We start from the raw sequence: 21509 nt of genomic DNA, 5'->3' as shown, positions 1-21509 counted from the left end.
GTCACGCTTTTGCCTTAGTAAAGCGACAGTAATTACGCTACTACACCAAAGCACTAAGGCTACAGCCCGCTTATTACATGCGGACAATGATTGGATAATTAGGAATGATGGCGAGGAACCATATTATTGCAGCGGCTTTGTTTGCCGTAATCGGCTCGAGTCTCACGGCGGGAACAATTCTACCTGCAGCCGCAAGCGAAATCAAAGTTGTTGTCAATGGTGCTCCTATCACCGATTACGATATTTCACGGCGCGCCGCCTTCCTGAAGTTGCAGCGTAAAAAGGGCGATGCCAAAGAGGAATTGACCGAAGAAGCATTGAAGCGCCAGGAATTGCGGCGGCTCAACCTTCTTGTTGGCGATGGCGAAGTCAACGATGCTTTCGCCCGCTTCGCAACCAATAACAAGATGACATTGGCTCAGCTTAATAGCGTCCTGGACAAGGCTGGCGTTACCGCCCAGCACTTTAAGGAATATATCCGCATTCAGATGAGCTGGGGCCGCGCATTGGCGACCCGCAATCGTTCGCAGGGCGGCGCTAAGTTTACCGAGCAGGATGCAGTTCAACGCATGCTCAAAGATGGCGGCAAGAAACCTGTTTCTACTGAATATCAGCTTCAACAGGTGATTTTCGTTGTACCGGCAAACAAGCGCGACAGACTTGCAAAGCGTCGCAGCGAAGCCAATGCAATGCGCGCCAAGTTCAACGGCTGCGATGGCACGCGCGATATTGCCAAAGGTACACTTGACGTGACCGTGCGTGACCTTGGCAAGTTTATCGAGCAGGAACTTCCCCCTGAATGGGCAGCTCAGGTAAAATCGACATCAGTTGGCCACGCCACCGCTACGCTTGATACCGATAAGGGCGTTGAATATCTGGGTGTCTGTGCAACACGCCAGGTCTCCGATGACCGCGTAGCCCGTATGGTATTCGCGCAAGAACAAAATAGCGGCAAAGGCGATGCGACAGCAGAGGCCGTTGATAAGAAATACCTTGATGAACTGCGCGCCAAAGCCAAAATCACCAACGAATAGCAGTGTTCGCCTTCGGCACGATGCCGCGTCGAATAAACAAGACTTGCTCTACCTCATAGAAGACGGGGCGTGCCCATGACTGCCATCGCTGTAAGCTGCGGCGACCCTTCGGGCATCGGTCCTGAAATTGCCATTGCCTGTTGGTTGAAGCGCAAGCAATTGGGTCTGCCGCCGTTTTTTCTGCTCGCCGACCCGGCGCTGATTGAAGCGCGCGCAAAGCTTACAGGGCAGAATTGCACGATTGCTATTTCAACGCCGGTGAAGGCCGAAGGCCTATTCGCTGATGCGCTCCCCGTCGTGCCGCTTGAAAACGCACAAATTGACCAGCCGGGAACACCGCTGGTCGAGAATGCCCCGGGAACGATGGAGGCTATCGAGCGCGCAGTTGCATTAAGCCTGTCAGGCGAAGCGCGCGCTGTCGTTACCTGCCCCATTGCAAAGAAACCGCTTTACGATGCTGGATTTCGTTTTCCGGGCCACACAGAATTTCTTGCACATCTTGCCGCTCAACATCTCGGACATGACGTCACGCCCGTCATGATGCTTGCCGGGCCACTGCTTAGGGCGGTTCCCGTGACCATACATATAGGCATTGCTCAGGTTCCGGTTGTTCTGGATATCCCAACCATCGTTGCAATATGCCGTATCACCGCCGCAGCGCTTAAAAACCAGTTTGGTATCGCCGACCCTCGGCTTGCAATAGCCGGGCTTAACCCGCATGCGGGCGAAGGCGGCAGCATGGGTACCGAAGATGAAACCATCGTCTGGCCCGCTATCCAGATTCTTCGTGCCGAAGGTATTGACGCACGCGGGCCCCTGCCAGCCGATACGATGTTCCATCCGGCAGCCAGAGCAACATATGATGTTGCGATATGCATGTATCACGATCAGGCACTGATACCGGCAAAGACGCTTGGATTTGACGACAGCGTCAATGTTACGCTTGGTTTGCCCTTCATACGCACCTCGCCCGACCACGGCACTGCATTTAATATTGCGGGGACCGGACAGGCCAAGCCCGACAGCCTGATCGCGGCAATCCGCCTTGCCGATGAACTCGCATCGAACAAAGAAGAAAAGAATATCGCATGAGCATCGACGACCTTCCCCCCTTACGCGAAGTCATCGAACGTCATGAACTGATGGCGAGAAAATCACTCGGCCAAAACTTTCTGTTCGATCTGAACCTGACCGCAAAGATCGCCCGTCAAGCCGGGGATCTTGAAGGGCAGACTGTTATTGAAGTTGGCCCCGGCCCCGGTGGTTTGACGCGCGCGCTTTTGGCACAAGGCGCCAATGTCATCGCCATCGAACGCGATGAGCGCTGTCTGGCTGCTCTTCAGGAAATTGCCGACCATTACCCGGGCCGTCTTCGCGTCATCCCGGGCGATGCAATGGAAACCGACTTTGCGGCTCTGGCAGGCGACAGCAAGATAAAGATCGTCGCAAACCTGCCCTATAATGTTGGAACACCCCTGCTGGTCGGCTGGCTATTGGCAGAGCCCTGGCCACCATTCTACTCTTCGCTGACCCTGATGTTTCAGCGCGAAGTGGCCGAACGCATCGTCGCACGACCGGGATCGGACTCCTATGGGCGACTTGGTGTGCTTGCAGGGTGGCGTACAGAGGCGAGAATAACCTTTGACGTGCCGCCGCAGGCCTTCACCCCGCCGCCAAAGGTTACCTCATCAGTGGTGCATCTGGTGCCACGGGAGGCACCATTGTCCTGTGATGCTACGGTTTTAGGCAAGGTTACGCAGGCTGCCTTCGGTCAGCGCCGCAAAATGCTACGGCAAAGCGTCAAATCGCTGGGTGGCGAGGCTCTGCTGGCAAAGGCGGGAATTGATCCCACCCGGCGCGCCGAAACATTGTCTATCGATGAGTTTGTGGCGCTTGCAAATTCGCTCTAGTCCAGCTTTTCTTCCAGTAGTCCGTTGACGAAATCAAACAGGCCGGGCGAGCGATCACGGCGCAGACGCTCCGCGGTGACGATAGACTGGACCTGATTATAGGCACGGTCGAGGTCCTTATTGACGATAACGTAGTCATAAGAACGCCAACGCTCGATCTCATTGCGCGCATTTCGCAAGCGCATCTCGATCACTTCTTCCGTATCTTCGGCGCGGCGATGCAGACGTTGCTTCAGATCGGCCATGGAAGGCGGTAAAATGAAAATGCTCACAACATCCCCCTTCATCTTTTCCTGAAGTTGAAGAGCACCCTGCCAGTCAATATCGAACAGCATGTCCTGACCATCGGCGAGCGCATTTTCGGCAGCCTCGCGAGGCGTGCCGTAAAAATTGCCGTGAACCTCTGCCCATTCGATCAACTCGTCGCTGTCACGCAATCGTTCGAACTCACGCACCGAAATAAAGTGGTAATGGACACCCTCGATCTCACTTGGGCGGCGTGTTCGTGTTGTAACGCTGACTGACAGCGCCAATTCGAGCTTTTCTTTATCGTTCAGCAGCAGGCGGGCGATCGTCGATTTACCGGCACCGGAGGGCGATGAAAGCACCAGCATGAGGCCGCGTCTTTTGATAGCGTTGAGCATATCTACTCCAAATTCTGTATCTGCTCGCGCAATTGATCTACAACGGCCTTAAGGTCAAGACCTATGGTTGTAATTGATGCGGCGTTTGCCTTTGAGCAAAGTGTATTTGCTTCCCGGTTAAATTCCTGTGTCAGAAAATCCAGCTTTCGCCCAGCGCCGTTTCCATCCGCCAAAAGAAGCCGCGCTGATGTCACGTGCATTTCAAGACGATCAAGCTCTTCCTGAATGTCCGCCTTTGTTGCCAGGAACGCCGCTTCCATATGCAACCTTGCCTCATCGAGCGCTGGTGCGGCATCAAGCAGAAGGGCGACCTGTGCGGAAAGCCTGCCCTTTATCGCTTCAAGCGACCGGCTTGGATCGCGCTTTGCCCGTTCAACCAGCGCTTCAACGGCAGACACTTGCCGCGACAATATCTCGCCGAGCGCGCTTCCCTCTGCCCGGCGATCCTGCTCAAGCCTTACAAGCGTCTCTTCGAGAACCGTTAGCGCTAAATCATCCAGCTTTGACTGATCTTCCGGTGTGACAATATCCTGCGGCACTTCAAGTACGCCGCGCAGCGCCATCAACCCTTCCGGCGTTGAGGGCGCGAGATTGAATTCTTCACGCAACCGCCCGGCGATTGATGCCAATTCCTCAAGCAATGGCCGGTTAACCACAGTCCTGGCAGAAGCGCCTTCCGTTTTGTCGACAGTCAATGCGGCCTGAAAATTGCCTCGCTTGAAATGCTGTCCGAAAAGCGCCCGGGCTTTTTGATCAATCGCTTCGAAGCCTTGCGGCAGCCGAAAGCGTACATCGAGCCCTTTACCATTGACCGATTTGATTTCCCACGAAATCTGCACTCCGGGAAAGGTCCGGAGGTGACGGGCAAAACCCGTCATACTCTGCAATGACATATGCTTCCCCCTTGGCCCGGCATTCTTTCCGGTTAATTTGCGACGCCGCCCTCAACCGGCACGGCATTCTCGTCCCCCGTCGCGGCTTTTGCGGCTTCATCAAGCCTGTTCTTTTCGACTTCGCGCCACCGCTTTACGTTCTCATTATGCTCTTCCAGCGTCGCGGCAAAGACATGGCCTCCAGTGCCATCGGCAACGAAATATAGATCTTTCGTCTGCGAAGGATGCGCGACAGCCTCAAGAGCGTCACGACCCGGATTGGCAATAGGACCAGGCGGGAGACCATTAATTGTATATGTATTATATGGCGTGGGCTTTTCGATATCCGACTTCAGGATTGCGCGGTCCGCAGGGCGGCCTTTTCCTCCAAAGAGACCATAGAGGATCGTCGGATCAGACTGCAGGCGCATGCGCTTGTTCAGCCGGTTGATGAATACGGAGGCAACACGCGGGCGCTCATCAGCCTTGCCGGTCTCTTTCTCGACAATAGAAGCGAGCGTGACAAACTCTTCAATGGTTTTTAGCGGCACGCTTGGATCGCGGCGCTCCCAAATATCTTCAACCAGCTTCTTTTGGTCCGCCTGCATTTTCTTCACGAGTTCTTCGCGGGTCGTGCCACGGGAAAACCGCATCGTATTAGCAAAAAGCGAGCCTTCCTTTGGCATAATAGCTGGTAGATTGCCGGTCAGAACGTCATCCTCGCTGATACGCTGGAATATCTGCTCGACAGTCAGACCTTCCGGTATGGTGAGAGAGTGCAGAACAGATTTTCCGCTGCGCAGCAGGTCCATGATCTCGCGCATGGATGCGTGCGCCTTGATCTCGTATTCGCCGGCCTTCATGCTGCCCTGATGGCCATAGGCCTGTACGCCATATTTGAATATGCGTGCGTCAGAGATAATCCCACGGCGCTCAAGTCCGTCGGCTATTTCAATAATACCGGAGCCACTCTTGACCACGTAATTGGTGGTCACATCATTTGGGCCGGGTTCGTTAAATTCGACCTTGCCAAAATAAACAACAGCAGCCGCGGCGAGCACAACCAGCACAACCAATGACAGCATGAAGTTTGCAAAAACGACGATCTGGCTTCGGGCGCGGCGTGAACGGCGCTTCGGCGCTGGTGGAGGCGTGCCTGGTTCTGGACGCAAAGCTTCAGATGCCGACTGCGGGACAATAGGCTTACGCTCCGGCGTACCGGAACTATTTGTCTCTCCAGACTGCTGATCTGAACTCACGCAAGCACCTCGGGACGAATTAGCGGTTATTTTGCCGTTCACCCAGTGGATGAAGGAACGGCAACTTTGCAGATGGCGCATAGTACAGCTCAAATCAAAGCTGATTCAGCCACTATGCGGTAAAATCGACTGTAATATGGCGAAAGCGCCGAGCGCCCTCGCCATAAGTCCGATCACTGTTGATAACGCCGCAGAACAAGCGAAGCATTGGTTCCGCCAAATCCGAAAGAATTGGACAAGGCGATATCGATCTTCCGTTCGCGCGCCTTATGCGGAACCAAATCGATTTTGGTTTCAACAGATGGATTGTCAAGATTAAGCGTCGGTGGCGCGATGTTGTCGCGAATCGCCAATACGCAGAAGATTGCTTCCGTGGAACCTGCAGCACCGAGAAGATGCCCAATCGACGATTTCGTTGACGACATCGAAATTTTTGACGCAGAATCGCCGACAACCCGCTCCACCGCACCAAGCTCAATGGTATCAGCCATGGTCGAAGTGCCATGCGAATTGATGTAATCGATATCCGACGGGGTAATGCCCGCACGCTTGAGCGCCATTTCCATTGAGCGCTGTGCACCCTCACCGCTCTCGGAAGGCGCGGTGATATGGTAGGCGTCGCCCGACAGGCCATAGCCTATGACTTCGGCATAAATCTTGGCGCCGCGAGCCAATGCGTGATCCAGCTCTTCAAGAACAACGATACCGGCGCCCTCACCCATGACAAAGCCATCGCGGTCTCTGTCATACGGGCGGGAAGCAGCTGTAGGATCGTCATTTCTTTCCGTGGAAAGCGCCTTGCAGGCCGCAAAACCGGCAAGCGAAATACGGCTGACTGGAGATTCCGTTCCACCAGCGACCATCAGATCTGCATCGCCAAAAGCAATCAAACGGGCCGCATCGCCAATGGCATGCGCACCGGTAGAGCAAGCGGTGACGACCGAATGGTTTGGGCCACGCAGCTTGTGCTTGATGGAAACTTGACCGGAAGCGAGATTGATCAACCGTCCGGGAATAAAGAAGGGCGAAATGCGGCGCGGGCCTTTATCACGCAGGGTGTAACCTGCTTCGACAATCCCTTCGAGACCACCGATACCTGAACCGATGAGCACACCAGTGCGAATCTGGTCTTCATCGCTTTCAGGTGCCCATTTGGCATCAGCAAGCGCCTGATCGGCAGCTGCCATTGCGTAAATAATAAATGGATCAACCTTGCGCTGTTCCTTCGGCTCCATCCAATCGTCAGGATTGAAAGTGCCATCGGACCCGTCGCCCACCGGAATACGGCATGCGATCTTGCAGGGCAGATCTTCAACATCAAATTCTGTAACGCGCCGGGCACCGCTCTGGCCGGCCAAAAGCCTTGACCAAGTGAGCTCAACACCCGATGCGAGAGGAGAAACCAGCCCAAGGCCGGTTATGACAACGCGCCTCATGGCCGATCCTTAATTATCATATGCGACATGGTTGTATCCCTCGAACGCATGAATGAGAAAGGCGTTACGCCACTTCATTCACTCATGCGCCGCCAGGCATAACAAAAATTAGGCTTGTGCTTTGTCGATGAATTTGACGGCATCGCCGACAGTCAAAATCGTTTCAGCAGCATCATCCGGAATTTCAACGCCGAATTCTTCTTCAAAAGCCATCACGAGCTCGACAGTATCAAGGCTGTCTGCGCCCAGATCGTCGATGAAGCTCGCACCATCGGTGACTTTCTCGGCATCAACGCCCAGATGTTCAATAACGATTTTCTTGACGCGTTCTGCAGTATCACTCATGTGGAAACCTCAACCTGTTTGTTTTTCCCTATGCCTTGGTTAGCGGCACGGATGACTCTAATCAAGCAATAAGATGATGGTTCAGTGCTGTTTAACAGCTAAAACACCAACCCCTGCGGCTTATTCCTTGCGGAATTTCTTGGGCATCTAATCGATTTGGCAAATCCATTTGATGTCACAACTGGTGCGCGACTTATCACGCTTTATTCACGGCCTCAATCTCATAAATGTGATTGTTTCCTGTACTTCACTCGATCGCAGGATGCGTGAGTGATTAATCAGATCATCGCCATGCCACCGTTTACATGGATCGTCTGGCCAGTGACGTAGGCAGCCTCGCTGCTGGCAAGATAAACCACTGACGACGCGATTTCCTCGCCTGTGCCCATACGGCGCATAGGAATGGCGGACATGATGCCTTCCTTCTGCTTGTCATTGAGCTTGTCGGTCATGGCTGATTCGATGAAACCGGGCGCTACACAATTCACGGTAACGTTGCGGCTGGCGATCTCCTGCGCAAGCGACTTGGAGAAGCCGATAAGGCCGGCCTTCGAAGCCACGTAATTTGTCTGGCCGGGATTTCCGGTAACGCCAACGATTGACGTTATGTTGATGATGCGGCCATAGCGCCGGCGCATCATGGGATGGGTTAATTCGCGGGTGAGACGGAACACGGCGGTCAAATTGACCTCCAGAACATTGTCCCAGTCGGCGTCGCTCATGCGTACAAACAAACCGTCTTTGGTGATACCGGCATTGTTGACCAATATCTCCACGCCTTCAAGATCCGCTTCAGCCTTCTCACCCAGTGCCTTGACTTCATCGCGATTGGAAAGGTTTGCCGGGAAAATCTTGACGCGATCGCCAAGTTCGCCTGCCAAGGCTTCCAGCTTCTCGATGCGCGTACCGTGCAAACCGACAATTGCACCCTGGGCATGCAGCGCGCGGGCAATCGCTTCACCGATACCACCTGTTGCGCCCGTAATGAGAGCCTTGCGGCCAGTAAGGTCAAACATTGCGCGTTCCTCTATTCCAGTGTTTATCAAGCATTCAGGGCGGCTACAGCCGCTTCAATATCTTCCGGCGTCCCAACTGCTACACCGGAAATGTCTTTATTGATACGGCGCGCAAGCCCTGTAAGCACTTTGCCTGCGCCAATCTCATAGAGCGTCGATACCCCATTGGCACCAAACCACTCAACAGTTTCGCGCCAGCGAACCCGTCCGGTCACCTGCTCAACTAGCAAGGCTGCGATTTCATCGGCGGAACTAACCGGCGCCGCTTTGACATTGGCAATAAGCGGCACGATGGGATCATTCTTGGCAACGGCTGCAAGAGCTTCCTGCATCGCATCAGCAGCAGGCGCCATGAGAGCTGAATGAAAAGGAGCGGAAACAGGCAGCATGATCGCACGCTTTGCACCCTTGGCAGAAGCCAGCGCAGCGGCCGCCTCGACCGGAGCCTTTGCACCCGAGATAACCAGTTGTCCGCCGCCATTATCATTGGCGATCTGAACCGATCCTTGCGTCGAGGCCTCGGCGCACACGGATTCGACGTCCGCATATTCAAGACCGATAATGGCAGCCATAGCGCCCTGACCCGCTGGAACTGCTTTTTGCATGGCGTTGCCGCGAATACGCAAAAGCCGCGCGGTATCGGCCAAGGAGAACGTACCAGCCGCGCAAAGCGCAGAGTATTCACCCAGCGAGTGGCCAGCTACAAAGGAAACCTTGTCCTTAAGCGAGATGCCTTGGGATTCCAGCACGCGGATCACCGCAATGGATACGGCCATCAAAGCCGGCTGCGCATTGGCAGTAAGCGTCAATGTCTCTTCAGGCCCTTCCCATATGATGGAGGACAGCTTTTCACCCAAAGCCTCGTCCACCTCATCAAAGACGGCCTTGGCTTGTGCAAAATTGTCGGCAAGCGCCTTGCCCATGCCGACGGACTGACTCCCCTGTCCGGGAAAGGTGAATGCTATGGACATAGAAATGCCTCCAAATGAAACCAGGCTCAATGTGCCGCGCGGTGTGCCTATCAGCAAGCGCGAAGTCAAGCTCTCTCATGGGCCTTTGAAAAAACTGACTTGTATATCACACCATTGCAATGCACGATGTTGCCAATATCGCAGGGTTCAATCCCACCTTACATATTACAACGCAATACATTTTCAGCTAACCATTTCAACCTCAGACGCCCCAATGCTACTCCGGAATTCAGCAAGCTTTTTCGGCTGTAGACGGTTGGTTCGGTTGCCAATTTTTTGAAGCCAATGTCCATCACCAGATCAATAAAGAAGATCGAATATTACTCCAGAAACATTATCAGAGACCTGCTGCCTCAGCATTTATTCCGCAGGCAGCTGAATGTTCTATGTGAAGATTTCCAGATATGCGAACGGGATCATCTCAGATCCCGCCTGAATTACTACAACAAGATTGGAGAACGATCACCGCGCATCGAAGCAAGCTCCAAAATCTCCAATTTACCGAGAAACCAGAGCATGTACTATTACGACCTGAAGGAACATGCCCGGTACTTCCCTGCTGAGTTGGAAATAGCACATGTTTTCGGCGATGTGACTTCCGTTCCTCCCGTACCGTCCATTGTGAAAAGCCGCCCGATCCACGGAGACAATAAAGAATCGGTTTTACTGAAGCTCAACAAGCTTCGCCATTTTCAAAAATTGGATGTTCCCGTAACCTTCGCCGAAAAACAGCCATTAGCAGTATGGCGAGGTGGCAACAATAACGAAAAACGCTCTTCCTTGGTTAAACGTTATTTCGACCATCCACTGTGTGATGTTGGAATGGCGAATCATGATGCCTCCTCCCCCTGGGGCAAGCCATTCATGTCGGCGGTGGAGCAGATAAGGCGATTCTGCTACATAATTTCGGTGGAAGGGCATGATGTGGCGACAAACCTGCAATGGATAATGGCGTCCCAATCACTATGCATGATGCCAGACCCTGTCTACGAAACCTGGTTTATGGAAGGGTGCCTGATACCAGGACATCATTATGTGCAATTGCGCCCTGATTTTGCGGATCTGGAAGATAAGATTTGCTATTATAACAAGCATGCCGACGAAGCAGTTGCCATTATCCGAAATGCCAATGCCCATGTCAGCCAATTCGATGACCAGACACAAGAAAAATTGTTATCACTCCTTGTGCTCTACAAATATTTCGCAATGAGTGGGTCATTGGAGCCAACTCCAAAGATCGCGACCCTATGGGACTAATTTTCCCAAGCCGGGCTTGAACCCAAACCATTAAAATTGGCGAACGGGTTGCTTCTTTCACGTTTTGCCCGTATAGAGCGCCCGTTCATTGCTCGGCGTCAGCTGGGGGCTGAACGGAGGGCCGGATTTCAATCCGTCGGAGCGAAAAGCTTCAGCCTCCCGTGTCTCCTCTCTCGATCGTCTCCATACGCGTCCTTTCTTCGCCGTTCACCGGCCTGAGAGATTCGCAGAGGTTCATCCGTTGATCCGGGCAATACTAACGAAGAAAGGCAAAGACAAATGGCTCTTTATGAACATGTGTTCCTTGCTCGACAGGACATTTCGCAGCAGCAGGTCGATGCGCTTGTAGAACAATACAAGGGCATCATCGAGACCAATGGCGGCACAGTCGGGCGTATCGAAAGCTGGGGGCTCCGTGCTCTCACATATCGTATTAACAAGAACCGCAAGGCGTATTACTCGCTGCTCAACATCACTGCTCCTGCAGCGGCTGTTGCAGAGCTCGAGCGTCAGCAGCGCATCAACGAAGACGTCCTGCGTTTCATGACGATCCGCGTTGACGAACACGAGGAAGGCCAGTCGGCCATGCTCGCTCGCCGTGACGATCGCCGTGATCGCGATGACAACAAGTTCGGTGGCCGTGATGACGACCGTCCGCGTCGCCCACGTCGTCCACGTGACGAAGCCGGTGAAGGAGCAGAATAATGGTTGACATCAATCAGATCCCGACCCGCCGTCCGTTCCATCGCCGCCGCAAGACCTGCCCGTTCTCGGGTGCGAATGCGCCGAAGATCGACTACAAGGACGTAAAGCTTCTGTCGCGCTACATTTCCGAGCGTGGCAAGATCGTTCCTTCGCGTATCACAGCTGTGAGCCAGAAGAAGCAGCGCGAACTCGCTCAGGCGATCAAGCGCGCACGTTTCCTTGGCCTTCTGCCATACGTCGTGAAGTAATATTGATTAAGGCGGCGATCTGATCGCCGCCTTGCTCTACGGTTTAATACACCAGTCGCGATGGGCGCGGAGTTGGTGAAAAATAAAACCCAAGTTGAGGCATCGGTTTAAAAACCACCTCTAACTGCTTATGCAAGCAGGACAGCGAGCGAAATGTTACCTACAGCAAAAGATTTTGGCGTTGGAGTATTAGCGGGGCTTGCAGCCGCGCTGCTCTCGATTGGCGTTATCGCGCAGTCCACCCTTGCCATGACATTGCTGCTGTTCTCCCCCCTCCCCATTTTTGTCGCTGCTCTCGGCTGGGGCACTGCCACCGGCTTTATCGCAGCGCTATCCATGGCGGTGATCGTATCGGTGCTGGCTGCCCCTACGGCAGCACTCGTCCTCGTTCTGATTATTGCGCTTCCGGCGGCCGCTGCAGCCTATTTTACAGGACTTGCGCGCCCTGCCTCCGAAGTTGGCGGTCCCAGCGACGCATATGTCTGGTATCCGCTGGCAGATACACTCCTGCGGCTTACGCTGATTGTAGCGGCGGCATTCATCGCAATCGGCATGTTGATTGGCTATGGCGACGAGTTTGCCCAGGCTTTGATCAAATCCTTGGGGCAGCAACTTGTAGCGACCAACCCCCAACTCGCACCCAATGCGGAAGTTGCGCAGGGACTGGCTGAATTTGTTGTGCGCGCGCTTCCCGCAATTCAGCCTGCAGTATGGGTCATCCTCATCGTCGGCAATCTCTATATTGCTCTGCGGTTGACAGCAGCATCGGGCAAGCTTCGCCGCCCGAAAGATGATTGGCCACGGGCATTACGCATGCCGCGCCCTGGCATTTTTGTGTTTGCGATTGCATGCGCCGCGTGTTTTCTGCCAGGCGGTATCGGATATGCGGCAACAGCAATTGCCGGGGCACTTGGTGCCGGATTCCTGATGGCGGGCTTTGCAATCATGCATGCCAGGACGCGCGGTGCAACTTGGCGGCCGGTCGCTTTGTGGCTGGCTTACCTTGCCGTCATCATTTTCACATTCACACTTTTCTTCTTTCTTGTAGCCGGATTGTTCGACACATCGCGCAGCGCACCGGTTTCGAAGGCAGGAAATAATACCCCACCCAGCAATGATAATTGAAGACACTAAACTATAAGGAAAAACTCAAATGGACGTCATTCTACTAGAACGCATTGGCCGCCTCGGCCAGATGGGCGATACAGTCAAGGTCAAGGACGGCTTTGCCCGTAACTTCCTTCTGCCACAGGGCAAGGCTCTTCGTGCAAACGAAGCCAACAAGAAGAAGTTCGAAGGCCAGCGCGCACAGCTTGAAGCGCGCAACCTCGAGCGCAAGACAGAAGCTCAGGCAATTGCTGACAAGCTTGATGGCAAGTCATTTATTGCCGTTCGCTCCGCTGGTGAGACCGGCCAGCTATACGGTTCAGTTTCGACCCGTGACATTGCCGACCTGATCACAGCTGAAGGCTTCTCAATCAATCGCAACCAGGTTGAATTGAACACACCGATCAAGACAATCGGCCTGCACAAGATTGTTCTGTCGCTGCACCCTGAAGTTGAAGCAACAGTAACCATCAATATTGCTCGTACAGCTGATGAAGCTGAGCGTCAGGTTAAGGGCGAAGACCTTACTTCTGCCGAAGCAATTTACGGCATTGAAGAAGCTCCGCTTTCGGACGAATTCTTTGATGAAGACGAAGACGGCGAAGAAAACGCCTGATTTAAAGAAGATACAAAGCACTCGAAAGAGTTGTTTTCATTTGGTAAAAGTACCCGGTAGCAATGCCGGGTACTTTTTTGCTTTTCAGATTGAAAAAATCAATTAAATTTACTGAGTCCACCCACGCCCGACCAAGACTCCCTTTGAGTCGCCTTATGGCCGAGCTCTATCGTCTAAGATGGAGATTGTTCATGAATGCACTTCTACGCGCCGCCCTTACGCGCATGATTCACACTGGTACTTTGAAAATAACCGATTCCGGCGGAAAAACCCGCATGTTTGGCGACGGGACCGGCGAGGAATATCACTTTCGCATCAATACTGCCGCGGCAGAACGCAGAATCGCGTTCGACCCATCCTTGCACTTTGCAGAAGCCTATATGAACAGCGAGATTGATGTTCTGCAGGGCGACATCTACGATATTTTGAAACTTATCTTCGAAAATACCGGAGCTACGGCAGCCAAGGAACCCTGGATGCTTGCGCTTGAGGGCATACGGCGCGCTACCCGGCGTTTACACCAGATGAACAATCTGACCCGTGCATCAAGCAATGTGCAACGTCACTACGATCTGTCGGAGGATTTGTATCGGCTCTTTCTCGATACCGACATGCAATATTCCTGCGCTTACTTCGAAAGGCCAGATGCGACCCTCGAAGAGGCTCAGCTTGCAAAAAAACGTCACATAGCTGCAAAACTGCTTATCGAAAAAGGTCATAAGACCCTCGATATCGGCTGCGGCTGGGGTGGCATGGGACTATATCTGGCAAGGCACCTTGAGGCCAATGTCACAGGCGTCACCCTCTCGCAAGAACAGTACGGCATTGCTAATAAGCGTGCTTTTGAGGAAGGACTGTCATCACAGGCTCAATTCAACCTGCAGGACTATCGTACAATCGATGACAGTTTCGACCGGATTGTTTCGGTCGGCATGTTCGAGCATGTAGGCATTGGTCATTTCTCCGAATATTTTCAGCACACAGCGCGTCTGCTCAAGAAGGATGGCGTCTTCCTGTTGCATTCGATCGGGCGTTCAGACGGGCCGTCCTACACCAATGCCTTCATTCAGAAATATATCTTCCCGGGAGGTTATATCCCTGCCCTTTCGGAAGTCATTCCACATATCGAAAAAGCCGGCTTGGTCATTACTGATATCGAAATTCTGCGTCTGCACTATGCTGATACATTGCGCATCTGGCGCGAACGTTTCATGGCAAATCGCGATAAGGCAAAAGCGATCTATGATGAAAGGTTTTGCCGGATGTGGGAGTTTTATCTGGCGGCATCAGAATCAGCATTCCGCTGGCAGAACCTGATGGTGTTCCAGATTCAATTGGCTCATCGACAGGAAGCCGTGCCGTTCACACGCAACTATATCGAACAGGAAGAGAAGCGACTAAAGCGCCTTGAGTGTGAACGCAGCTCGGCTAATAGCCAAGTGAACGCAAAGGAATCGATTGCCGGGCGGTGATTGGACCTTAGTGCGATGGTACTTTAACGCATACTTCTCCGGGCTTGACCCGAGAATTCAATCTTCATTGGCGAGCAGTGGTCCTCGGGTCAAGCCCGAGGATGACTGAGAAGCGGTTGTGCTGCATCGCCTTTTCCACCCGACTCGGCTTATAGTCCGCCGTGAGAGTCAAGCAGGAGGTTTTCTTATCCGCAGTTGTGTGAATTGTGGTGATAAGGACAAATCTGCCACGCCATAATTATCTGTGCTGGGCCATAGTGGTGGCGAACAGGAAAATACAAAATGGCTGAAGCTACGGTACGCAAGATCAACGAAGCGCAGGGCACGCTCTATCGCGAGGCCCCCAACAATATTGAGGCCGAACAGGCTTTGCTTGGCGCAATTCTGGTCAATAATGATGCGTTCTATCGTGTTTCCGACTTCCTGAAGCCCACGCATTTCAATGAGCCTCTGCACCGGAAAATCTTCGAAGTCGCATCCGACATGATTCGGATGGGCAAGATGGCCAATCCCGTAACGCTTAAAACATTCATGCCCGCCGACGCGAAGATCGGCGACATGACCGTCATGCAATATCTGGCACGTCTTGCAGCGGAAGCTGTGACCGTCATCAATGCCGAAGACTATGGCCGCGCGATTTATGATCTGGCGACACGCCGGGCGCTGATCACCATTGGCGAAGATATGGTGAATATCGCCTATGACGCGCCGGTCGATGTAGCGCCGCAAGGCCAGATCGAGGATGCGGAACGACGCCTGTTCGAACTGGCTGAAACCGGGCGCTATGATGGTGGCTTCCAGACATTTACCGATGCGGTCAAGAATGCTGTGGATATGGCCAACGCTGCATTCATGCGCGACGGACATCTTTCCGGCGTATCAACGGGTATCCGTGCGCTCGATGCGCGTATGGGTGGATTGCAGCCTTCAGATTTGATCGTTCTTGCAGGACGTCCTGGCATGGGCAAAACCTCGCTTGCAACCAATATCGCATTCAACATCGCCGCAGCCTACGAGCCTGAACAATTGGCCGATGGCAGTTTTAAAGCCAAGAATGGCGGCGTTGTCGGCTTTTTCTCGCTGGAAATGTCGTCTGAACAGCTGGCAACGCGTATCATTTCCGAGCAATCGGAAATCAGCTCTTCAAAAATCCGCCGCGGTGAAATCAGTGAAGCTGATTTTGAAAAGCTCGTTGCCTGTTCGCAGCATATGCAGCGTGTGCCACTCTATATCGATCAGACGGGTGGTATATCCATTGCTCAATTGGCGGCTCGTGCACGCCGCTTGAAGCGCCAGCGTGGCCTCGACGTGATTGTGATCGACTATATTCAGCTGATGCAGGGATCGTCCAAGCGCGCATCGGAAAACCGCGTGCAGGAAATTACCGAGATTACCACTGGCCTGAAAGCTCTGGGCAAGGAGTTGAATACACCGATCATTGCTCTCTCGCAGCTCTCGCGTCAGGTGGAAAGCCGCGAAGACAAACATCCGCAGCTTTCTGACTTGCGCGAATCCGGTTCGATCGAGCAGGACGCCGACGTTGTATTGTTTGTGTATCGCGACGAATATTACATCAAGAACAAAGAACCTAAGCCCGGAACCGAAGAGCACTTCAAATGGCAGGCTGAGTTGAACGAAGCAATCGGCAAGGCAGAAGTCATCGTGGCCAAGCAGCGTCATGGCCCGACAGGAACAGTACGGCTCGCTTTCCAGGCGGAGTTTACCCGCTTTACCGATCTTGCCGAGGATTCGCATCTTCCTGAACGTTTCGAGTAAGGATGACTGCTAAAATGCAACATATTGCTACGACGGGCGCTGATCCACGGCTCGCTGGCGGACGTTTAACCATTGATCTTGATGCCTTGGTTGCAAACTGGCTTCTGCTTGCCGAGAGGTCCAAGCCTGCCCGTACGGCGGCTGTGGTCAAGGCTGACGCCTATGGCCTTGGTATTATCCATGTCGTTCCGGTTTTATGGAAAGCTGGATGCCGCACATTTTTTGTGGCTCTGGCCGAGGAAGGATTGCGTGTAAAGGCTGTCGCGCCTGATGCGCAAGTTTTTGTGCTTAACGGCTTCTTCGCTGAGGCTTTTCCGGTCTACGAACAATCCAACCTCACTCCAGTGCTTGGGTCGTTGCAGGAACTTGCAAGCTGGAAGGCACTCAATGCCGGTCGCACCGAAAAACTGCCCTATGCTCTGCATGTCGATACGGGGATGAACCGCCTCGGCCTCACCGTTAACGAAGCCATCCGTTTTGCCGGTGAATCCAAAGATGACAAGCCGATCCTGCTGATTACCCATCTGGCAACGGCAGATGAACAAAAACATGAGCTTAGCCAAAGGCAATTTGAATCATTTCAAAAGCTTCGCGAACATTTCTCTGGAATTGAATCAAGCATCGCCAATTCACCCGGCATCTTTCATAGTTTGAACGCTGGCTATGAGTTGAGCCGTCCCGGCGTCGCCATGTATGGCGGCGAGCCTGTTTCGGGCATTGCCAACCCAATGCGGCCGGTGGTCACGTCAGAAGCACGGATAGTTCAGATTCGCACAGGCCTTAAGGGCGAGACGGCGGGCTACGGCGCTACAGCGAGACTGACCCGTGATACGCGTATTGCGATCTGCTCAGTTGGCTATGCAGATGGCTATTTGCGCTCGGCGTCGGGCAGCGGCGTCCCCCTGCGGCAAACGCTCAATAATGGTGGTTGTGGTTTCATTGCAGGCAAGAAAGTTCCAATCATCGGGCGCGTGACAATGGATCTAACCTCGTTCGATATTTCCGAACTGGCTGAAGGCGAGGCCAAGGCCGGTGACTATATCGAACTGTTTGGCAGCAATATTTCGCTTGATGATGCTGCGCGCGCTGCAGGCACAATCGGATATGAGTTGCTTACCAGCCTTGGAAACCGCTATCACCGCCGCTACCTTTACAGCGGAAATGAGATTTAATGGCCAAGGCTAGAATTCAATTCATCTGCCAGAATTGCGGTGCCGTTCACACACGCTGGGCCGGCAAGTGCGATGCATGCGGCGAATGGAATACACTTGTCGAAGAAGGCACGTCCGGCGGCATAGGCAGCGGACCCGGTAAGCTTTCTAGCCGCAAGGGCCGTGCCGTTGCGCTGACCACCTTATCGGGTGAAATCGAAGACGCCCCACGCATCCAGTCGGGAATTGGCGAGCTTGATCGTGTGACGGGCGGCGGCTTCGTACGCGGGTCGGCCATTCTGATCGGCGGCGATCCGGGTATCGGCAAATCGACCTTGCTGACACAGGCCGCCGCTGCCTTATCGCGTCAGGGACACCGCGTTATATACGTATCAGGCGAAGAAGCAGTAGCACAGATACGTCTGCGTGCGCAGCGGCTGGACGCCGCCGATACAGATGTGCTGCTGGCGGCAGAAACCAATGTTGAAGATATACTTGCGACCATCTCCGAGGCGAAACGCCCGGATCTGATCATTATCGATTCGATCCAGACGCTTTGGACAGATGCCGCTGATTCTGCACCCGGCACGGTGACCCAGGTTCGCGCCGGAGCACAGGCGATGATTCGCTATGCCAAGCAAACAGGTGCAGCCGTTGTTCTCGTCGGACATGTGACCAAAGAGGGCCAAATTGCAGGACCGCGTGTCATCGAGCATATGGTCGATGCCGTGCTTTATTTTGAAGGTGAAGGTGGCCACCATTACCGTATTCTTCGCACCGTCAAAAACCGGTTTGGGCCGACTGATGAAATCGGCGTGTTTGAAATGTCGGATAAGGGCTTGCGTCAGGTCGCCAATCCCTCCGAGCTGTTTCTTGGCGAAAGGAACGATAAAGCGCCGGGCGCCGCTGTTTTTGCCGGTATGGAGGGAACGCGGCCTATCCTCGTTGAAATTCAGGCCTTGGTCGCTCCATCAACGCTCGGCACGCCGCGCCGCGCCGTTGTTGGTTGGGATGGAAACCGCCTTTCGATGATTCTCGCCGTGCTTGAAGCCCATTGCGGCGTTCGGTTTGGACAGCATGATGTGTATCTGAATGTGGCTGGTGGATACCGGATAACCGAGCCCGCCGCTGATATTGCTGTTGCATCTGCACTGGTTTCCTCAATTGCTGGTATTGCCCTTCCCGCCGATTGCGTCTATTTCGGCGAAGTCAGTCTATCTGGTGCTGTTCGCCCTGTGGCGCATGCAGTGCAAAGACTGAAAGAAGCAGACAAGCTTGGGTTCAAGCAGGCTGTTCTTCCCAAGGGAAGCAACGATGTCGCAAAGAACGGCAATGCTCGTCTGACCGAGACCGCATCACTACCGGACCTTGTGGCCCGCATAGCAGCATCCGGACCGGGCAAGAGACAACGCGAAGACTGATCAAATGGTTGGTTTTGATATGAGGACCAAATAAAATGCCGATAACGTTGCTTGACGGAATACTATTGGGCATAACCCTTGTCTCGGCGGTCCTGGCCATGGTTCGTGGCTTCTCGCGCGAAGTATTGTCTGTCGTATCATGGGCAGCCGCTGCCGTTGCCGCCTATGTTTTTTACAAGCCAGTGGTTCCCTTTTTAGCCCCTTACATCAGCAATGACACAATTGCGCAGATTGCGGCTGCCGGTCTGGTTTTCATCATCACGCTCATCGTTGTTTCCATTATTACGATGAAGATCGCCGATTTTATCATCGATAGCCGCATCGGCGCGCTGGATCGCACACTCGGCTTTCTATTCGGAGCAGCACGCGGTGTTCTGCTCGTCGTGGTTGCGATGTTGTTTTTCAACTGGCTCGTTACCGAAAATCAGCCGGCATGGGTGGCACAGGCCAAATCAAAGCCGATGATCGACGAGCTAGGTGCAAAACTGGTTGCGCTTTTGCCGGAAGACCCGGAATCAACCATTCTGAAGCGTTTGAAGCCCGGTACGCCTGCGGCAACGGATACTGCGCCAGACGGAACGACAACGGTTGAACCGAAGGAAGACATTCCTCCGGAAGGCACAACACCAGAGTAACCGGACAATAACATGAACTGCGTCAATACCGCTCTTGGGGTTTCCTTGGTAATACCCCATATAGTGTGGCATAATACAACTAGGCACAATTGACTCGATCCCAATGAACTTGGGGCGAAAGGGCTGGCGGCAATGACCGACATTTCTCGTGACGATAACCAATTGATGTCCCTTGACGATGACACACTGCATGAAGAGTGCGGTGTGTTTGGCATTTTGGGCCATCCTGATGCGGCCACACTGACAGCGTTGGGACTGCATGCATTGCAGCATCGCGGCCAGGAAGCTGCAGGTATAGTCTCATACGATGGCAACCAATTCTGCTCAGAGCGCCGTATGGGCCTTGTTGGGGACCATTATACCAACCCGGCTACATTGGCTCAGCTGCCCGGTGACCGCGCTATAGGCCATGTCCGCTACTCCACAACAGGTGACGCTGCTCTCCGCAATGTGCAGCCGCTTTTCGCCGAGCTGGAAATCGGTGGCATTGCCATTGCCCATAACGGCAATTTCACCAATGGCCTTACCATGCGCCGCAAGCTTATTGCCGATGGTGCTATCTGCCAGTCCAATTCCGATACGGAAGTTGTGCTACATCTCATTGCCCGCTCGCGCAGCACATCATCGAGCGATCGCTTCATTGACGCGATCCGCCAGATGGAAGGCGGCTATGCGATGCTCGCCCTCACCCGCACAAAGTTGATCGCTGCACGTGACCCGATCGGCATTCGTCCGCTTGTGATGGGCGACCTCAATGGCAAGCCGATTTTTGCTTCCGAGAGTTGCGCGCTGGACATTATTGGTGCCAAATTCGTTCGTGATATCGAAAATGGTGAAGTCGTGGTTTGCGAGATTCAAGCTGATGGTTCCATCAGCATTGAGACGTTCAAGCCGCAGAACCCGAAACCTGAGCGGCTTTGCCTGTTCGAATATGTATATTTTGCCCGTCCTGACTCAGTTGTTGGTGGCCGCAATGTTTATACCGCCCGCAAGAATATGGGTATCAACCTCGCCAAGGAAGCACCGCTTGAGGCTGATGTTGTCGTGCCCGTTCCCGATGGCGGTACACCGGCTGCGATAGGTTTTGCGCAGGCGAGCGGCATCCCCTTCGAGCTTGGTATCATCCGCAACCATTATGTCGGCAGAACCTTTATCGAGCCGACGCAATCCATTCGTGCGTTCGGCGTCAAATTGAAACACTCAGCCAATCGCGCAGTCATCGAAGGCAAGCGCGTTGTTCTGGTGGACGATTCCATTGTGCGCGGAACGACATCCGTCAAGATCGTGCAAATGATCCGCGATGCTGGCGCAAGCGAAGTGCATATCCGCGTTGCCAGCCCGATGATTTTCCACCCGGATTTCTACGGCATTGATACGCCCGATGCAGATAAGCTGCTGGCAAACCAATATGCTGATCTTGATGCGATGTGTGCGTATATCGGCGCGGATTCATTGGCGTTTCTGTCGATAGACGGGCTCTACAAGGCCGTAAGCGGAGCTCCGCGAGACCCGCGTTCGCCACTCTTTACCGATCACTATTTCACTGGCGACTACCCGACGCGCCTTCTCGACAAGGACGGCCCGGACAATGTCCGTCAGTTCTCACTTCTGGCAAATAACGGTTGAGTTCACTT

General features: G+C 53.6%; 21 protein-coding genes. 14 read left to right on the top strand and 7 right to left on the bottom strand.

Annotation, left to right across the window (positions count from 1 at the left end; translation table 11 throughout):
• Positions 1-104: 104 nt before the first annotated feature.
• The 3 genes from AC6CHM_RS00720 to rsmA all read left to right on the top strand — a co-directional run bounded on the left by AC6CHM_RS00720 (position 105) and on the right by rsmA (position 2944).
• A complete protein-coding gene (locus AC6CHM_RS00720) occupies positions 105-1034 on the top strand; it encodes a SurA N-terminal domain-containing protein (protein ID WP_307284024.1) in 930 nt (309 codons plus the stop codon).
• 75 nt (positions 1035-1109) lie between these two features.
• Complete coding sequence (gene pdxA / locus AC6CHM_RS00715; protein WP_498171609.1) at positions 1110-2126, top strand: 4-hydroxythreonine-4-phosphate dehydrogenase PdxA; 1017 nt, start codon at positions 1110-1112, stop codon at positions 2124-2126.
• On the top strand, positions 2123-2944 hold the full coding sequence (gene rsmA, locus AC6CHM_RS00710; RefSeq protein WP_115051791.1) for a 16S rRNA (adenine(1518)-N(6)/adenine(1519)-N(6))-dimethyltransferase RsmA: 822 nt from the start codon (positions 2123-2125) through the stop codon (positions 2942-2944). Before pdxA ends, rsmA begins: the two co-directional genes overlap by 4 nt.
• Here rsmA and gmk read toward each other — a convergent pair.
• The 7 genes from gmk to fabD all read right to left on the bottom strand — a co-directional run bounded on the left by gmk (position 2941) and on the right by fabD (position 9487).
• Positions 2941-3558 (bottom strand): guanylate kinase, encoded by a 618-nt coding sequence (gmk, locus tag AC6CHM_RS00705; protein ID WP_307286473.1) that lies wholly within the window; start codon positions 3556-3558, stop codon positions 2941-2943. The two genes, rsmA and gmk, sit on opposite strands and share 4 nt — an antisense overlap.
• 32 nt (positions 3559-3590) lie before the next feature.
• A complete protein-coding gene (locus tag AC6CHM_RS00700) occupies positions 3591-4481 on the bottom strand; it encodes a YicC/YloC family endoribonuclease (RefSeq protein ID WP_498171607.1) in 891 nt (296 codons plus the stop codon).
• A 32-nt stretch (positions 4482-4513) separates the two neighbouring features.
• Positions 4514-5749, bottom strand: a complete 1236-nt coding sequence (mltG, locus tag AC6CHM_RS00695; RefSeq protein ID WP_442958593.1) for an endolytic transglycosylase MltG — start codon at positions 5747-5749, stop codon at positions 4514-4516.
• A 143-nt stretch (positions 5750-5892) separates the two neighbouring features.
• Positions 5893-7155 (bottom strand): beta-ketoacyl-ACP synthase II, encoded by a 1263-nt coding sequence (gene fabF, locus AC6CHM_RS00690; RefSeq protein ID WP_307284011.1) that lies wholly within the window; start codon positions 7153-7155, stop codon positions 5893-5895.
• A gap of 108 nt (positions 7156-7263) precedes the next feature.
• A complete protein-coding gene (locus AC6CHM_RS00685; RefSeq protein ID WP_008128530.1) occupies positions 7264-7500 on the bottom strand; it encodes an acyl carrier protein in 237 nt (78 codons plus the stop codon).
• Between the two features lie 278 nt (positions 7501-7778).
• Entirely contained in the window at positions 7779-8516 is a 738-nt protein-coding gene (gene fabG, locus AC6CHM_RS00680) for a 3-oxoacyl-[acyl-carrier-protein] reductase (protein ID WP_115051795.1), read from the bottom strand.
• Positions 8517-8542: 26 nt separating this feature from the next.
• Positions 8543-9487, bottom strand: coding sequence for an ACP S-malonyltransferase (gene fabD, locus AC6CHM_RS00675; protein ID WP_498171604.1), 945 nt, complete (start codon positions 9485-9487; stop codon positions 8543-8545).
• A 285-nt stretch (positions 9488-9772) separates the two neighbouring features.
• Here fabD and AC6CHM_RS00670 point away from each other — a divergent pair, with 285 nt between their 5' ends.
• From AC6CHM_RS00670 to purF, 11 genes are all read left to right on the top strand, one after another.
• Positions 9773-10744, top strand: coding sequence for a glycosyl transferase family 90 (locus AC6CHM_RS00670; protein ID WP_498171603.1), 972 nt, complete (start codon positions 9773-9775; stop codon positions 10742-10744).
• Positions 10745-11023: 279 nt separating this feature from the next.
• Complete coding sequence (gene rpsF, locus AC6CHM_RS00665) at positions 11024-11449, top strand: 30S ribosomal protein S6 (protein ID WP_106664746.1); 426 nt, start codon at positions 11024-11026, stop codon at positions 11447-11449.
• Entirely contained in the window at positions 11449-11697 is a 249-nt protein-coding gene (rpsR, locus tag AC6CHM_RS00660) for a 30S ribosomal protein S18 (protein WP_008128538.1), read from the top strand. Before rpsF ends, rpsR begins: the two co-directional genes overlap by 1 nt.
• A gap of 153 nt (positions 11698-11850) precedes the next feature.
• Complete coding sequence (locus AC6CHM_RS00655; protein ID WP_498171598.1) at positions 11851-12822, top strand: DUF2232 domain-containing protein; 972 nt, start codon at positions 11851-11853, stop codon at positions 12820-12822.
• Positions 12823-12850: 28 nt separating this feature from the next.
• A complete protein-coding gene (rplI, locus tag AC6CHM_RS00650) occupies positions 12851-13420 on the top strand; it encodes a 50S ribosomal protein L9 (RefSeq protein ID WP_115051798.1) in 570 nt (189 codons plus the stop codon).
• A gap of 191 nt (positions 13421-13611) precedes the next feature.
• Positions 13612-14892 carry a cyclopropane fatty acid synthase gene (locus AC6CHM_RS00645; RefSeq protein WP_337353804.1) on the top strand — a complete coding sequence of 427 codons (1281 nt, stop codon included), beginning with the start codon at positions 13612-13614 and terminating at the stop codon, positions 14890-14892.
• A 282-nt stretch (positions 14893-15174) separates the two neighbouring features.
• Positions 15175-16668, top strand: a complete 1494-nt coding sequence (locus AC6CHM_RS00640; RefSeq protein WP_115051800.1) for a replicative DNA helicase — start codon at positions 15175-15177, stop codon at positions 16666-16668.
• A 14-nt stretch (positions 16669-16682) separates the two neighbouring features.
• Positions 16683-17840 (top strand): alanine racemase, encoded by a 1158-nt coding sequence (alr, locus tag AC6CHM_RS00635; RefSeq protein ID WP_498171592.1) that lies wholly within the window; start codon positions 16683-16685, stop codon positions 17838-17840.
• A complete protein-coding gene (gene radA / locus AC6CHM_RS00630; RefSeq protein WP_307283959.1) occupies positions 17840-19240 on the top strand; it encodes a DNA repair protein RadA in 1401 nt (466 codons plus the stop codon). Before alr ends, radA begins: the two co-directional genes overlap by 1 nt.
• 35 nt (positions 19241-19275) lie before the next feature.
• Complete coding sequence (locus AC6CHM_RS00625; RefSeq protein ID WP_115051803.1) at positions 19276-19875, top strand: CvpA family protein; 600 nt, start codon at positions 19276-19278, stop codon at positions 19873-19875.
• Between the two features lie 132 nt (positions 19876-20007).
• Positions 20008-21501 carry an amidophosphoribosyltransferase gene (gene purF, locus AC6CHM_RS00620; RefSeq protein WP_115051804.1) on the top strand — a complete coding sequence of 498 codons (1494 nt, stop codon included), beginning with the start codon at positions 20008-20010 and terminating at the stop codon, positions 21499-21501.
• Positions 21502-21509: the final 8 nt, after the last annotated feature.

Source organism: Phyllobacterium sp. GQ127, assembly GCF_059758635.1.
Note: the sequence above shows the minus strand (reverse complement) of the source record. Positions and strands in the feature narration are given on the sequence as shown.